General features: G+C 69.6%; 16 protein-coding genes. 4 read left to right on the forward strand and 12 right to left on the reverse strand.

Annotation, left to right across the window (positions count from 1 at the left end):
• Positions 1-3: 3 nt before the first annotated feature.
• On the forward strand, positions 4-1,152 hold the full coding sequence (locus R8F63_11095) for a phosphotransferase family protein (GenBank protein ID MDW3219145.1): 1,149 nt from the start codon (positions 4-6) through the stop codon (positions 1,150-1,152).
• A gap of 67 nt (positions 1,153-1,219) precedes the next feature.
• Here the strand turns inward: R8F63_11095 and R8F63_11100 are convergent, their stop codons facing one another.
• The 9 genes from R8F63_11100 to R8F63_11140 all read right to left on the reverse strand — a co-directional run bounded on the left by R8F63_11100 (position 1,220) and on the right by R8F63_11140 (position 10,106).
• Positions 1,220-2,062 (reverse strand): LLM class F420-dependent oxidoreductase, encoded by an 843-nt coding sequence (locus R8F63_11100; GenBank protein ID MDW3219146.1) that lies wholly within the window; start codon positions 2,060-2,062, stop codon positions 1,220-1,222.
• Between the two features lie 4 nt (positions 2,063-2,066).
• Positions 2,067-5,540, reverse strand: coding sequence for a chromosome segregation protein SMC (smc, locus tag R8F63_11105; protein MDW3219147.1), 3,474 nt, complete (start codon positions 5,538-5,540; stop codon positions 2,067-2,069).
• 182 nt (positions 5,541-5,722) lie between these two features.
• A complete protein-coding gene (locus tag R8F63_11110) occupies positions 5,723-6,556 on the reverse strand; it encodes a DNA-formamidopyrimidine glycosylase family protein (GenBank protein MDW3219148.1) in 834 nt (277 codons plus the stop codon).
• A complete protein-coding gene (gene rnc / locus R8F63_11115; GenBank protein ID MDW3219149.1) occupies positions 6,549-7,259 on the reverse strand; it encodes a ribonuclease III in 711 nt (236 codons plus the stop codon). Before rnc ends, R8F63_11110 begins: the two co-directional genes overlap by 8 nt.
• A gap of 4 nt (positions 7,260-7,263) precedes the next feature.
• Positions 7,264-7,554: a phosphopantetheine-binding protein gene (locus R8F63_11120; protein ID MDW3219150.1), complete on the reverse strand. Its 291-nt coding sequence runs from the start codon at positions 7,552-7,554 to the stop codon at positions 7,264-7,266.
• Between the two features lie 126 nt (positions 7,555-7,680).
• Positions 7,681-8,673 (reverse strand): phosphate acyltransferase PlsX, encoded by a 993-nt coding sequence (plsX, locus tag R8F63_11125; protein ID MDW3219151.1) that lies wholly within the window; start codon positions 8,671-8,673, stop codon positions 7,681-7,683.
• A gap of 4 nt (positions 8,674-8,677) precedes the next feature.
• Entirely contained in the window at positions 8,678-8,857 is a 180-nt protein-coding gene (rpmF, locus tag R8F63_11130; GenBank protein ID MDW3219152.1) for a 50S ribosomal protein L32, read from the reverse strand.
• Between the two features lie 77 nt (positions 8,858-8,934).
• Entirely contained in the window at positions 8,935-9,531 is a 597-nt protein-coding gene (locus R8F63_11135; GenBank protein ID MDW3219153.1) for an anti-sigma factor, read from the reverse strand.
• Complete coding sequence (locus tag R8F63_11140) at positions 9,528-10,106, reverse strand: sigma-70 family RNA polymerase sigma factor (GenBank protein ID MDW3219154.1); 579 nt, start codon at positions 10,104-10,106, stop codon at positions 9,528-9,530. The genes R8F63_11135 and R8F63_11140 overlap by 4 nt, the downstream gene beginning before the upstream one ends.
• 98 nt (positions 10,107-10,204) lie before the next feature.
• On the opposite strand from R8F63_11140, the gene R8F63_11145 reads away from it, so the two are divergent.
• From R8F63_11145 to R8F63_11155, 3 genes are read left to right on the forward strand one after another with little or no spacing between them, the layout of a single operon-like run.
• Positions 10,205-10,789, forward strand: coding sequence for a DUF6529 family protein (locus R8F63_11145; GenBank protein ID MDW3219155.1), 585 nt, complete (start codon positions 10,205-10,207; stop codon positions 10,787-10,789).
• A gap of 46 nt (positions 10,790-10,835) precedes the next feature.
• A complete protein-coding gene (locus R8F63_11150) occupies positions 10,836-11,201 on the forward strand; it encodes a cupredoxin domain-containing protein (GenBank protein ID MDW3219156.1) in 366 nt (121 codons plus the stop codon).
• 44 nt (positions 11,202-11,245) lie between these two features.
• Positions 11,246-11,842: a hypothetical protein gene (locus R8F63_11155; protein MDW3219157.1), complete on the forward strand. Its 597-nt coding sequence runs from the start codon at positions 11,246-11,248 to the stop codon at positions 11,840-11,842.
• On the opposite strand, the gene R8F63_11160 is transcribed toward R8F63_11155, so the two are convergent.
• The 3 genes from R8F63_11160 to coaD are packed head-to-tail and all read right to left on the reverse strand — an operon-like array spanning position 11,836 to position 13,426.
• The gene (locus R8F63_11160) at positions 11,836-12,378 is read right to left on the reverse strand and encodes a DUF177 domain-containing protein (protein MDW3219158.1); all 543 of its coding nucleotides are present in this window, start codon (positions 12,376-12,378) and stop codon (positions 11,836-11,838) included. The two genes, R8F63_11155 and R8F63_11160, sit on opposite strands and share 7 nt — an antisense overlap.
• Positions 12,378-12,956: a hypothetical protein gene (locus R8F63_11165; protein MDW3219159.1), complete on the reverse strand. Its 579-nt coding sequence runs from the start codon at positions 12,954-12,956 to the stop codon at positions 12,378-12,380. The genes R8F63_11160 and R8F63_11165 overlap by 1 nt, the downstream gene beginning before the upstream one ends.
• A complete protein-coding gene (gene coaD, locus R8F63_11170) occupies positions 12,953-13,426 on the reverse strand; it encodes a pantetheine-phosphate adenylyltransferase (protein ID MDW3219160.1) in 474 nt (157 codons plus the stop codon). The genes R8F63_11165 and coaD overlap by 4 nt, the downstream gene beginning before the upstream one ends.
• Between the last annotated feature and the right edge of the window lies 1 nt (position 13,427).

Below are 13,427 nucleotides of genomic sequence, written 5' to 3' on the forward strand. Positions count from 1 at the left end.
TCGATGAGTGACGACACCACGGCCGAAGACGACGTCAGCAGCGCCCCGAAGTTCCACACGGATCGCAGCCACTACGGCCCCGCCTTCGAGGCGTGGTTCGCGAGCCGGCATCCGGAGCGCACCGACATCACCGTCACCGAGATCGACATCCCGGTCTCCACCGGCTTCTCGAACGAGACGGTGTTCGTCGACCTCGCGTGGACCGAAGTGGGCGAGTCCCGCACCGACAAGTACGTCGCCCGCATCGAGCCGACCGGCGGTGCGCTCTTCCCCGCCCAGACGGACCAGTGCGGTGTGTCCGTGGAGGTTCAGTACCGAGCGATGCAGACGGTCGGGGCCCACTGCGACGCCCCGGTGCCGGAGCTGCTCGGCTACGAGGCCGATCCGTCCGTCCTCGGGCAGCCGTTCTTCGTGATGGGCTTCACCGAAGGCCGCGTCCCGTCCGACACGCCGCGCTATTCCGAGGAGGGCTTCCTCGTCGACGAGGCGACCCCCGAGGACCGCACCCGCATGGTGACCACCGGTCTGCGGGCCATGGGGCAGATCCACAACATCGACTGGCGCACGGCCGACCTCGACTGGCTCGACACGAGCGGCACCGGCGAGCCGTCCACCAAGGTCCAGCTCGACCTCTACCGGGCTTCCACGCTCGCCGAACTCGACGGGCGGCCCCACCCGGTGCTCGACGCGGCGTTCGACTGGCTGTACGAGCACGATCCGCACGACGATCGCATCGGCCTCAGCTGGGGCGACTCCCGCCTCGGCAACATCCTGTGGCAGGACTACACCCCGGCCGCCGTCGTCGACTGGGAAGCGTGCGCGCTCTCCCCCACCGAGGCCGACGTCGGTTGGTGGCTGATGTTCGACCGCATGTCGTTCGACGAGCCGGGGAACCCCCGCATGGAGGGCTTCCCCACCCGCGAGGAGATGGTCGAGATCTACGAGCGGGAGTCCGGGCGCGAGGTCCGCGACCCCCACTACTGGGAGGTTTTCGCCACGATGCGGTTCTGTGCGATCTTCATCGGGCTCGCCGACCGGATGGTCGCCAACGGCCTCGTTCCCGCCGAGATGAACATGGCCATCGCGAACATGGTGACCCAGTCACTCGCCACCCACCTCGACATCGAGAACCCCACCCCCAGCGCCTTCTGACCCGACCCCACGCGTTCTGGGTGAACGGGGGCGCGGATTCCAGCCCTATGTTCACCCAGAACGGGGATCAGGACGAGGTTTCGATGACCGCGGCGTAGTCGTCGAGCAGGGGGAGCAACACGTCCTCGCCGGCCGGCGGGAGCCCGAAGATGAACCGCGAGACGCCGGCGGCTTCGTGGGTCTCGACGACCGCCGGGTCGGGCGGCGCGGCGTAGAGCGACAGCTCGATCTCGGCGACGTCGCGTCCGTTCTTCTCGCATTCGGTGGCGAGAACATCGAGCTCGTCGAGCATCGAGCCGCGGCCGTGGATCGGCATCCAGCCGTTGCCGTAGCGGGCCGCGCGGCGCGGCCCCGACGGGGACCCGCCACCGACATGGATCGGCGGATGCGGCGTCTGCACCGGCTTGGGCTTCGACCAGATCGGATCGAAGTCGACGAGCTCGCCGTGGTACTCGGCCGGGTCGTCGGCCCAGATGGCCTTCATCGCTTCGATGCGTTCGCGCATCAGCTTCCAGCGGGTCGAGAAGTCGCCGCCGTGGTTCTCCATCTCCTCGGCATTCCAACCGCCGCCGACACCGAGGATGAACCGGCCACCCGACACCTGATCGAGTGAGGCGACCTGCTTGGCCAGCGTGATCGGATGGTGCTGGGGCACGAGGGTGATCCCGGTGGCGACCTTCAGGGTGGTCGTCGCCGTCGCCGCCGCGGTGAGGGCGACGAACGGGTCCATCGTCTCGTAGTACATCTGAGGCAGTTCGGCGCCGCCGGGCCACGGACTCTTCCGGCTCGCGGGAATGTGGGTGTGCTCCGCGACCCACAGCGACTCGAAGCCGCGTTCCTCGAGCGCCCGCCCGAGATCGGCCGGATGCATGGCATCCGCGGTCGGGAAGATCGTCGCGCCGAAGTGCATCGGATCAGGCTACGTCAGCGGTGGCGCTCACGACCTTCTCGCTCACGACCCGGCTGGATCCCCCCGGCTTCATCGACACGCCGTAGAGACAGTCGGCCGCTTCCATGGTGCGCTTCTGGTGACTCACGAGCAGCAGCTGGGCGTCGGCCCGGAACTCCTCGACCAGCGACAGGAACCGGTGGAGGTTCACATCGTCGAGCGCGGCCTCGACCTCGTCCATCACGTAGAACGGCGAGGGCCGACTGCGGAACACAGCGAAGAGGAACGCCAGTGCGGTCAGGGTGCGCTCGCCGCCGCTCAGCAGCGAGAGCTTGCGCACATTCTTGCCGGACGGACGGGCGCTGATCTCGATCCCGGTGTTGAGCAGATCGTCCGGGGTCGTGAGGGCGATCGAACCCTGGCCGCCGGGGAACAACGTCTCGAAGAGATGCTGGAAGTTCACCGCGACGTCGGCGAACGCAGAGGCGAACACCGTGACGATCTCCTCGTCGATGGAGGCGATCACCTTGCTGAGCTCGCGGCGGGTGCCGCGGATGTCGTCGAGCTGCCCCTGGAGGAAGGTGTGACGCTCCTGGAGCGCCTGATACTCCTCGAGCGCGAGGGGGTTGACGGGGCCCATGATCTCCAGCTCGGACTCCAGCTGGGCGGCCCGCGCCGCGGCCTCGACGCCCTCGTCCAGGGGCGGACAGGGGGCCGACACGGCAACGTCGGGCGCCAGATCGTGCTCCTCGCGCAGGCGGTCGACGGCGACCTGCAGCTTCGTGCGCAGCTCGGCCTCCTCCACCTCGGCCCGGGCCGATTGCACCCGGAGGTTCTCGAGCTGCTTCTCGGCCTCGGCCCGCGACCGACGGAGATCGTCGAGGCGGCGGGTGACCTGCTGGGCCGCCTCGGACTGCTGACGACGGCGGTCGCGCACGTCCTCCAGCCGTTCGTCCACCACGGCCGATCGAACGGCGACGGAGGCGGCGAGTTGCTCGAGGACGAGGGCCTTGCGTTCGAGGTTCTCCCGCTGCTCACCGGCCTCGGCCCGCTCGACGGCGTCACGCTCGAGCCGTTCGTCGATCTCGGCGAGGCGAGCGGTGAGGAACGTACGACGCTCCTCGAGCCCGGCGGCACGGACCTCGATGTCGGTGCGCAACGACCCGACCTCGGCGGCGCGGGCCTCGATGTCGGACCGGTCTGCGGCAAGGCGGCGACCCTTCTCGAGCGACTCCGTCTCGTCCGCCTCGAGCAGCGGCAGGCTCGTCTCGAGCTCGTCGACCCGACTGGACTCGCGTTCGACGCGGGCGGCGAGTTCGTCGAAGCGGCCCTGGAGCGCGTCGGCCTCGGTGGCCACGTCACGGCGGTCGGCCTCGATGCGCTGGAGCGCGTCGGCGGCGGCGGTGAGGCCGCCGTCGATGCCGTCGAGGCGCGCCGCGAGCTCAGCGGCGGCCCGGCGACGCCCGTCGAGCGCCTCGCGCGCGGCCGACACGTCGCGGTCACGGGACTCGCAGATGGCCTGGGTGGCGGCCGAACGCTCCTCTGCCTCGGTCAGCGCTGCGCCGGTGGCGCCGGAGGCCCCGGTGCCGAGACGCCATCCATCGGGACCGAACCGATCGCCGTCGCGGGTGACCACGGTGCGACCCGGATCGGCGACGACCGCATCCGCCGCCGCCCGCCAGTCGCCGTCGACGACGCCGACATGGCCGATGAGCGCGTCGAGCAGGGCATCGACACCGGGCTGGGTCCCTCGGACCCGAGCACGGATGGTGTCCCCTCCGGCGGTGGCCGTCCGCGGCTCGGCCCCGAGAGCCAGCACCGCGCCGGTCGAGTCACCGGCGCTCAGCAGATCCAGCGCCGCCCGGGCGGTCTGCGGATCCCGCACGACGACCGCGCCGAGCGCGTCGCCGATCGCCGATTCGAACGCCTGTTCCCAGCCGCCGTCGACCTCGACGAGATCGAGCACCGTGCCGAGCACGCCGTCGACATCGGTGAGCTGCGCCGCGCCGGCCGCGTCGCGCGCTTCGTCGAGGGCCAGGGCGAGCGCCTCGGCGCGCGCGGACCAACGATGGTGGTCCGCTTCGGCATCCGCTTGCGCGGCCTGGGCGGCCGCCAGCTCGTCCTCCGCCGAGAGTCGCGCCGACTCAGCGGCTTCGAGCGCCGCGACCAGCGGCTCCTCTTCGTCCTGGAGCGCGCCGAGCTCGCTGCGACGCTGTGCGGCGTCGCGCTCGAGCGCGGTGCGCCGCTCGTCCAGCTCGGTGAGCCGAGCCTGGAGACGGTCGACTTCGCTGCTGCCCCGCTCGATCGACGCCTTGAGGGCGCCGAGCTCGCCGCGCACCTCGGCGGCCTGCCCGCTGGGCACCGGCACGCCGTCGCCCCACTCCTCCTGGAAGCGCTCACGATCGGCGGCCAACCGACGTTCGGTTTCGGCGAGCCGGGCCGTGTCCGGCGCCAGGGCCGCGAGCTCTGCCTCGACCCGACCGAGGTCATCACGCGACCGCGCGGCCTCGGCTTCGAGGTTGGCGATGACGCCGCGATCCGTGAACGCGGCGCGCTCGCGATCGACACCACGCCGTCGTTCCGCGATCACCGCCGACAAGCCCCGCGCCCGCTCGCGCATCGACTCGAGGCGGACGAGGGTGTCACCCAGATCATCGCCGCCGTGTTCGGCGAGCTGCTGCTCGTCGGCCGACACCGCCGCGCTCAGGCGAGCGAGCTCGGCCTTGGTGGTGCCCTCGCGCTCGCCACGGGTGCTGCGCAGCTCGCTGACCGTCTGGAGCCTGACCCGCAGGTCGTCGATCTCACGACCCGCGAGATGGATGCGCAGTGCAGTGAGTTCGCCCACCAGATCGCCGTGGCGGCGCGCCGCCTCGGCCTGCTTTTCGAGGGGGCGCAGCTGACGCCGGACTTCGCGCATGAGGTCCTTCACGCGGGTGAGATCCGCGTCGCTCGCGGTGAGACGCCGTTCGGCGCGATCCTTGCGCTTGCGGTACTTGAGGACGCCGGCCGCCTCCTCGATGATCGCCCGACGCTCCTCGGGGCGTGCGTTCAGCACGGCATCGATCTGGCCCTGGGACACGATCACGTGCTGCTGGCGACCCACGCCTCCGTCACTGAGCAGCTCGGTGATGTCGAGCAGGCGGCACGGCACGCCGTTGATCGCGTATTCACTGTCGCCGGAACGGAAGAGCGTGCGGGTGATCGTCACCTCGTTGAACTCGACCGGCAGCATCCCGGAGTGGTTGTCGATCGTGAGGGCGACCTCGGCGCGACCGAGCGCGGCCTTGCCGGTCGTGCCCGCGAAGATGACGTCGTCCATCTTCCCGGAGCGGACCGCGGTCGGCGCCTGGGCACCGAGCACCCAGGCAATGGCGTCGACCACGTTGGACTTGCCCGAACCGTTGGGGCCGACGACGACGGTGACCCCCGGCTCGAGGTCGATCGACGTGGTGTCGGCGAAGGACTTGAAGCCCTTCAGCGTGAGGTTCTTGAGATGCATCGGGAACGACGGTAGCAACCCGAATTACATCTGTGTAGTCCTCCCCCTGTGGAAACCCTGTGGATACCAGAATCCCCCACCCGGAATCTCTGGTCACGAAAGGGTCGAACTCGGCCGTTTCGAGGCCCGCAGAGCGACCCTTTCGTGACCAGAGATTGCAGAACAGGAAGAAAGAGAGGGCGTCAGACCTGGGTGTCGCAGTAGTAGGTCCAGCTGCCGCCGAACTTCACGCGCTGGATGGGGAGGCGACTGCGGCCGCTGAGTTGGCCGTGCTTGCCCCAGACCTCGAGGTGCTCGGCGTATTCGCCGGGCTGGCCGAACGGGTCGATGAACGGCCGGCTCTCGACGGACGTGCCGCGGTACTTGATCGCATCGTGCAGGGTCCCCACGACAGCGCGGTGGAGCCGACGGATCTCCTGGCTCGACAGCGAGTCGCTCAGACGATCGTGGCGCAGACCGGCGTGGTACAGGATCTCGTCGGCGTAGATGTCGTCGATGCCCACGACGAAGGACGAGTCGGTCAGCAGCGTCTTGAGCTTCGTCTGATGCTGCAACAGCGAACGGCCGAACGCCGTCCACGACACCGGCTCGTCGACCGGGTCGAGACCGTAGCCGTCCAGCTCGGGCAGCTCGTCGGCGAGCGCGTCGGTGTCCACGACGAACGCCTGGGCGCTGTTGCCCGAGTCCAGCAGCCGGAGCTGGCCGTGCTGGGTGAAGGTGATGACGATCTCGGTGTCGCTCTCGACGGCGTCCTTGTTGGCGTTGCGTCGCAGCGAGCCGGTGGACCCGAGGTCCACGACCAGCGTGGAGTCGCCGTCGAGCACGATGGTGATGTACAGACCCTTGCGCTCGACGCCGAGGATCTTCATCCCCTCGAGCTGGGAGGTGAAGGCCTTGCGGTTCTTGTAGCGACCGAGCGTCTTCATGCTCATCGCCTCGGCCTCCTTCACCTTCTTGCCGACGAGGTCACGATCCAGATCACGTTTGACCGTCTCGACTTCGGGGATCTCAAACATCGGATGCTCCATCCTCAGCCGAGTGCGCGTCCCATGCGGCACGGGCGGCACGTTGTTCGGCTTCTTTCTTGGACGAACCGTCGCCGGTTCCTCGCACCACGCCGCCGATGGCGACCGTGGCTTCGAACTTCTTCAGGTGATCGGGTCCGCTCTCGGTGATCTCATAGGCGGGCGGACCTTCGCCGTCAGCGGCGGCGAGTTCCTGGAGACGGGTCTTGTAGTCGCGCGCGCCCGGCCGCGACGCGGCCTCGGCGATGCGATCGTCGAGCTGGTCGAGCACGAGCGTCCGCGCCGGCTCGATACCGCCGTCGAGATAGACGGCGCCGATCACGGCTTCGACGGCGTCGGCCAGGATCGACGATTTCTCACGACCACCGGACGCGGCCTCGCCCTTGCCCAGCTTCAGATGCTCACCGAGGTCGAGCGCATGGCCGACGTCGGCGAGTGTCGCCGCGCTCACGACCGCCGCCCGGGTCTTGGCGAGTTGGCCTTCGGGCTCGTCGGGAAATGTCGCGTAGAGATGCTCGGTGACGACCACGCCGAGAACGGCGTCGCCGAGGAACTCGAGCCGCTCGTTCGACTGTTCACCCTCGTGCTCGGCACACCACGATCGGTGAGCGAGTGCGACCTGGAGCAACTCAGGGTCGCGGAAGCGATACGCAAGGCGCTCCTCGAGCGCAACTGCGGTGGACGGGGAGGCCAGTGCCTCAACCCAACTTGGCGATCACGTAGTCGACCGCGTCGCGCACCGTGCGAAGGTCCTCGAGGTCCTCGTCGTCGATGCGAAACCCGGACGCCCGCTCGGCGAGCTCTTCTTCGAGCGCTTCGACCAGCTCGATCAACGCGAGGGAGTCCGCGTCGAGATCGTCGGCGAACGCGTCGCCTTCGTTGATGGACGAGGGCTCGATCTCCAGGATGTCGGCGAGCTGCTCCTTGACGATCGTCAGGACCTCGTCACGACCGATCGGACCCTGTTCGACATGCGTTTCTGCGGGCACTTCATCCCTCCGTGGATGCGCACGACTGACGACATCCGGTCCGGATGTCTGCTGGCACGCTGACCCTAGCGGCCGAGATCGCTTGTGCGCTTGTGAAGACCGATTTCCTGGGGCCTTGGACTGAATTCAGTCCTGTGGACGAGCGGCCGCCGTCAGATGGTCGACCATCTCGACCTCGACCATCTCCGCCGCGACGCGGATCGCGTTGGTCATCGCGTCGGCCGAACTCGACCCGTGGGAGATCACACAGACGCCCTTCACGCCGAGCAGGAGGGCTCCACCCACGGAATCGGGGTGCAGCTCGGTCATCATGTCGCCGAGCACGCCACTCAGCGCCGCACCGGCAGCCCGGGTGTCATCGTCGGTGTCGATGCCGACCAGGAGCCGGCCGATCAGCGCCTTCATCGCCCCTTCGAGCGTCTTCAGCGTGACGTTGCCGGTGAACCCGTCGGTCACGATCACGTCGACGTCGGTGGTCATCACGTCGCGACCCTCGACATTGCCGATCCAGTCCGCGCCGGCCACCGACGCCCAGCCCGGTTGGTCCAGGAGCTCGAAGCACTCCTTCACGAAGGGACTGCCCTTCCCGGCCTCTTCACCGATCGACAGCAGGCCGACCCGCGGACGCTCGATGCCGAAGCGATCGCGGGCGTAGACGGCCCCCATCTGGGCGAACTCCACGAGCCACTCGGGCTTGCACTCGGCGTTGGCGCCGGCGTCGAGCAATGTGGTGGGCGTGCTGCCCGGAACGGGAATCGGCGTGGCAATCGCAGGCCGGTTGATGCCCTTGATCCGGCCCATCCGCAACAGCGCGGACGCCATCGTGGCGCCGGTGTTCCCCGCCGAGACCATGGCGGAGGCATGACCGTCGCGCACTGCTTCGGCCGCGCGGACGAGCGAGGAGTCCTTCATCCGGCGGACACTCGAGCCGGGCTCGGCGTCCATCGCGATGACTTCGCTCGCCTCGATGATCTCCAGATCGCCCGTGTCGGTCAGATCGGCCGAACGACCGACCAGAACCACCGGGATGCCGAGCTCTTCCGCGGCGCGGCGGGCACCGGCGACGATCGCTCCCGGCGCATGGTCGCCGCCCATGGCGTCGACCGCGATGGGCAGCATCGACTCAGTCGACCTCGATGGCCTGACGGCCGGCGTACCAACCGCAGTTGCCGCACGCCCGGTGAGGGCGCTTGGTGGAGCCGCAGCGATCGCAGGCGCTGCGAGCCGAGGCGCCGACGCGCCACGCGGACGCCTTGCGGCTGCGGCTCTTCGACTTCGACATCTTCTTCTTCGGGACAGCCATGGCGTTCCTGCTCTACGGGCCCAGCTGGGGCGTACTCGAACAGTGAAGGTTATCGACGCCGGGTGTCGGCGCCACCCTCACTCCACGAGACCCTTCAGAACGACCCGACCCGAGCTCGTCGGGTCGGCCTCGTCCTGGATCGTGATGGTGAAGAGCGGGTAGTCCTCGATCGTCACGCCGGCCCACAGCTCGATCCGGCCGTCGCCGCCGCGGAGATGGAACGTGCCGGCGCTGACGCCCACGTCGGGCCCCGTCCGCAGCCACGCTTCGTAGTACTGCCCGGCGGGGGCCGGGGGCAGGCCGGACACGTCGAGGATCAGGCGCGTGCCCAGGGGCGTGGTGTCGATCTCGACGAGCCCCTCGGCGCTCGGCGCCAGGTCCGTGGCGTCGAGGGCGAGCTCGATCTCGGGCGTCACGGTGTCGTCGCGCAGGAACGTGACGAGCAGTCCGGCGACGAGCACCACGACCGCGGCCCCCGCGAGCAGCGGCGTGACCCACCGGCGACGAGCGTCGACCGCGATGACGGGAGCCACGAGATCGCGCTCCTCCGCGATGGCGGCCACGATCGCGTCCTCGACCGCCGGATCGAGTTCGTCCCACATGGACGGCTCGGCCAGGAACGCGGCGAGGTCGGCGTCGACGGGATCCTGGCTGTCGAACGAATCCTCGGTCACGGTTTCTCCTCGCTCTGCTCTACGTCTCCGGCGTCCGTTCGGTTCGCGAGATGCCCGAGCGCGGCGGCAAGCCGCGCGTGGGCACGCGCCGAGCGGGACTTCACGGTGCCGACCGGGATCTCGAGGCGTTCGGCGATCTCGGGGTGCGAGAGGCCGGCGAGGTGGCTCAGGCGTACGACCTCGCGTTCGGCCGCCGGTAGCCCGTCCAGGGCGCGCCGCACCTCGTGGATCTCCCACGTCCGCTCGAAGGACATCGTGGTCACTGCGGCATCGGTCTCCGGTTCGTGATCACCGCGCGTCGGCTGCATCTCGCGCCGTAGGACGTCGACCGCTGTGCGCCGGGCGATCGTGTACAGCCAGGGCGCCAGATCGCGGGTGTCGTCGAAGGTGGCCGCCGCCCGCCACGCCTTCACGAACGTCTGTTGCACGATCTCCGCCACGAGCTCGGCATCACCCGTCATCGACCGGGCGACGGTCTGCACCGGTCCGCCGTAATGACGGAAGACGGCGCGCACCGCGTCGTCGTCGCCGGTACGGAACCGAGCGACGAGATCGGAGGAGAGGGGCTCGGGCATCGCCGCACGATGATCGCGCGAAAAATCCGACGTCGGCGCGAACCGCGGCACGGGGTCGCCCGTACAGGTCCCCGAACGACCCAAACCTGGAGGCGACCGTGACGACCACGGCAACCGAAACGAATCCGACCGCGATCGGGCCGGCACCCCACGCGGCAGCGCTTCTCGTCGCCGCGGCGATCGGTGGTGCCGTCGCGATCAGCCTCGGCGTCTACGGGAGCGTCCACGACGGCACGGGCCAGACGATCTGGCAGTTCGGGTTCCCCACGATGCTGTCGATGAAGGCGTGGTTCACCACCGCCGCGGCGGTCCTGGCCCTCGCCCAGGGCACGACCGCCCTCTGGATGTGGAGCCGCCTCCCCGGCGCGGGCCCGGCCCCGGCCTGGGCATCGGCGGCGCATCGCTGGCTCGGGACCGTCGCGTTCCTCTGCACACTGCCGGTCGCCTACCACTGCCTGTGGGCCCTCGGGTTTCGCACCACCGACACCCGAGTCGTCGCCCATTCGATCCTCGGCTGCGCGTTCTTCGGCGCCTTCACCACGAAGATGCTCGTCCTGCACTCCCGCCGGATGCCGGCGTGGGCACTGCCGGGCGCCGGCGCCCTGCTCGTCGTCCTCCTCGCCGCCATCTGGACGACGTCGTCGCTGTGGTTCTTCACGACCATCGGTTTCCCCGGCGTCTGATCCCCCCATGCCCATCTCCACCCTCCCCTGGCGAAAGGAACACACCATGCGCGCCCGTCCCTCCCTCCCCCTGACGATCTGCCTGCTGGCCGCCGCGGTCGCGGTCCTCGGCCTCCTGCGTCCCGGCGACCGGCCCCCGGCGGCCGACGCCGTGTCCGACACGGCCGGCGACGCAGTCGACATCGCCGGGTTCGCGTTCAGCCCGCTGCCGGCAAGGAGCGGCGGCACGACGATCGAGGTCACGAACAGCGACGGCGCCGCCCACACCCTCACCGCCCGCGACGGTTCGTTCGACACCGGCCTGCTGAGCGGGGGCGACCGCGCCACCTTCACCGCACCGCTCGCCCCCGGCACCTACGAGTTCTTCTGTGAACTTCACCCGTCCATGACGGGCACCTTGACCGTCGGCTGATGGACCAGCCGAGGACCCCGATCCACCCAACCAGGAGAAGACCCATGACCACCCCCACCCGGCGCGCCCGCGCCCGACTCCTCGCCCTCCTCGCGGCGATCGCCCTCGTGCTCGCCGCCTGCGGTGACGACACCGAGACCTCGGACCCGACACCGGACCCCGGCGCCGGAACATCCGATGACGGCGACGGCGGCACCCCCGATGCCGATCCGCCCGCCGATCTCACGACGGACGACGTGCTCGTCGCACTGGCCGCCAGCGGACTGGGCGACATCCTCGTCGACGGCGCCGGGCTGAGCCTCTACGGCTTCACGAACGACGTCGACGGCGTGCCCGCCTGCTACGACGCCTGCGCCGACGCATGGCCGCCGATCGTCGTGGACGGCGCGCTCGACGACGGCGCGCTCGGCGCCGGTCTGGACGCGGCGGTCTTCTCGACGGTCGAACGGACGGACGGCACCAACCAGCTGGTAGCCGGCAACTGGCCCCTGTACCTCTTCGCCGGCGACGGCGCTCCGGGCGACGTCAACGGCCAGGGTTCCGGCGACGTCTGGTTCCTCGCTGCGCCCGACGGATCACTCATCGGCCGTGACGCGCCGGCCGGCGACGATGCCGCCGCGGTGCCCGCCAACGACTACTGATCCCCGTCGTCGAAGCGCAGTTCGTCGAGGGCCGCCCACCGGGGATCCGGGGGCGGCTCCTCGGCGACCAGGTCGACGTCGGCCTCGACGTTCGCCGGGAAGCGCTCCGGTTCGGGTCCCTCGCAGTCCTCCCCGCACAGCGGGACGAGCGGGAGCGCGAGCAGGGCGCTCTCGCGGATCACGGGCGCGAGATCGATGCGTTCGTCCTCGATCGGCCAGGTCTCGCCTTCGGTAGGTTGGCGCTCGAAGATCTCCCGTACCTCGATCTCCAGCGGCCGCTCGATCGGATCGAGACAGCGTCGACAGGGCCCCGTCCAGCGGCCCCGGAGGTAACCCGTCGCGCTGACACCCTCGGTCACGGCCTCGATCACGAGGTCGACATCGATCCGGCCGTCCACCACCGAGAACTCGCCGGCAACGAGATCCGGGAACCGGGTCGCCGCGACGAAGGGGCGGCGGGTCCCCGTGTGCCGCCGTACCTCGACGGTGTCGACGATCAGCTGGCTTGGCGGAGTGATGCGCGGCGACTCGGCCACTAGTCGTCCTGGTCGAACACCAGGTCGTCGGGCATCGGCGGCTCGGGCTCACCGCTCATCTCGCGTTCTTCGACCGCACCCTGGAGTCGGGCGCGGCCCGAGGCCACGGTACGCAGGGTGCGTTCGAGCACGACCTCCATGCCGCCCAGCTTCTGGTCACACCAGTCCTCGGTCTCGAGACGGAGGTTCTTGGCCCGCTCCTCGGCGTCGGACACGACCCGGCGGGCCCGCTCCTCGGCCGACTTCACCAGCTCCGTGCGCTGCACCATCTGCTCGGCTCGGGTGCGAGCCCGGGCGATCAGCTCGTCGCCCTCGCGTTGCACGCGGGCGAGGAAGTCGTCGCGTTCCTTGAGCAGCCACCGGGCCGACCGCAGCTCTTCGGGCAGCGCCTGCGCGGCCGCGGTCAGCACGGCGAGGACCTCGTCCTTGTTGATCATGGAGGAGGCCGACAACGGCATGGGCCGCGCCTCCTCCACGAGCTCGATCGCCTGCCGCAGAAGCGATTCGGTCTCGGGCGCGCGATAACTCGGCGCGACGGCATCGGCCGACGCCTCCTGCTGCTCCGACTCGTCGCTCACCCGTACTGCTCCTTCAACTTGCGGGCCACGGACTCCGGCACCATGCCCGAGATGTCGCCGCCCCAGCGGGCGAAGTCACGGATGAACTTGGACGCGAGGAACGAACTGCGCGAGGCCGACGGGATGAACAGGGTGTGGATCCCGGACGCGGCGTTGTTCATCTGGGCCATCTGGAGTTCGTTCTCGAAGTCGCTGACCGCGCGCAGGCCCTTCACGATGAAGTCGGCCTCCAGTTCGCGGGCCAGATCGACGACGAGGCCGGAGAACATCTTCACCGACACGTTGTCCATGTGGGCGACGGACTCGTTCAGCATCTCCTCACGGTCGTCGAGCTGGAACACGCCGTCCTTGGTCGTGTTCACCATGGCGGCCACGACGACCTCGTCGAACAGCGACGCCGCTGTCTCGATGATCTCGATGTGCCCGTTGTGCACAGGATCGAACGAGCCGGGATAGAGGACGCGCGTCACG

It is taken from the genome of Acidimicrobiales bacterium, from assembly GCA_033344915.1.
Taxonomy (GTDB): Bacteria; Actinomycetota; Acidimicrobiia; order Acidimicrobiales; family Aldehydirespiratoraceae; genus JAJRXC01.

Coding starts and splice junctions, on each gene's coding strand:
- R8F63_11095 (MDW3219145.1), top strand. CDS start 4: ATGAGTGACGACACCACGGCCGAAGACGACGTCAGCAGCGCCCCGAAG.
- R8F63_11100 (MDW3219146.1), bottom strand. CDS start 2,062: ATGCACTTCGGCGCGACGATCTTCCCGACCGCGGATGCCATGCATCCG.
- smc (MDW3219147.1), bottom strand. CDS start 5,540: ATGCATCTCAAGAACCTCACGCTGAAGGGCTTCAAGTCCTTCGCCGAC.
- R8F63_11110 (MDW3219148.1), bottom strand. CDS start 6,556: ATGTTTGAGATCCCCGAAGTCGAGACGGTCAAACGTGATCTGGATCGT.
- plsX (MDW3219151.1), bottom strand. CDS start 8,673: ATGCTGCCCATCGCGGTCGACGCCATGGGCGGCGACCATGCGCCGGGA.
- rpmF (MDW3219152.1), bottom strand. CDS start 8,857: ATGGCTGTCCCGAAGAAGAAGATGTCGAAGTCGAAGAGCCGCAGCCGC.
- R8F63_11140 (MDW3219154.1), bottom strand. CDS start 10,106: ATGCCCGAGCCCCTCTCCTCCGATCTCGTCGCTCGGTTCCGTACCGGC.
- R8F63_11150 (MDW3219156.1), top strand. CDS start 10,836: ATGCGCGCCCGTCCCTCCCTCCCCCTGACGATCTGCCTGCTGGCCGCC.
- R8F63_11155 (MDW3219157.1), top strand. CDS start 11,246: ATGACCACCCCCACCCGGCGCGCCCGCGCCCGACTCCTCGCCCTCCTC.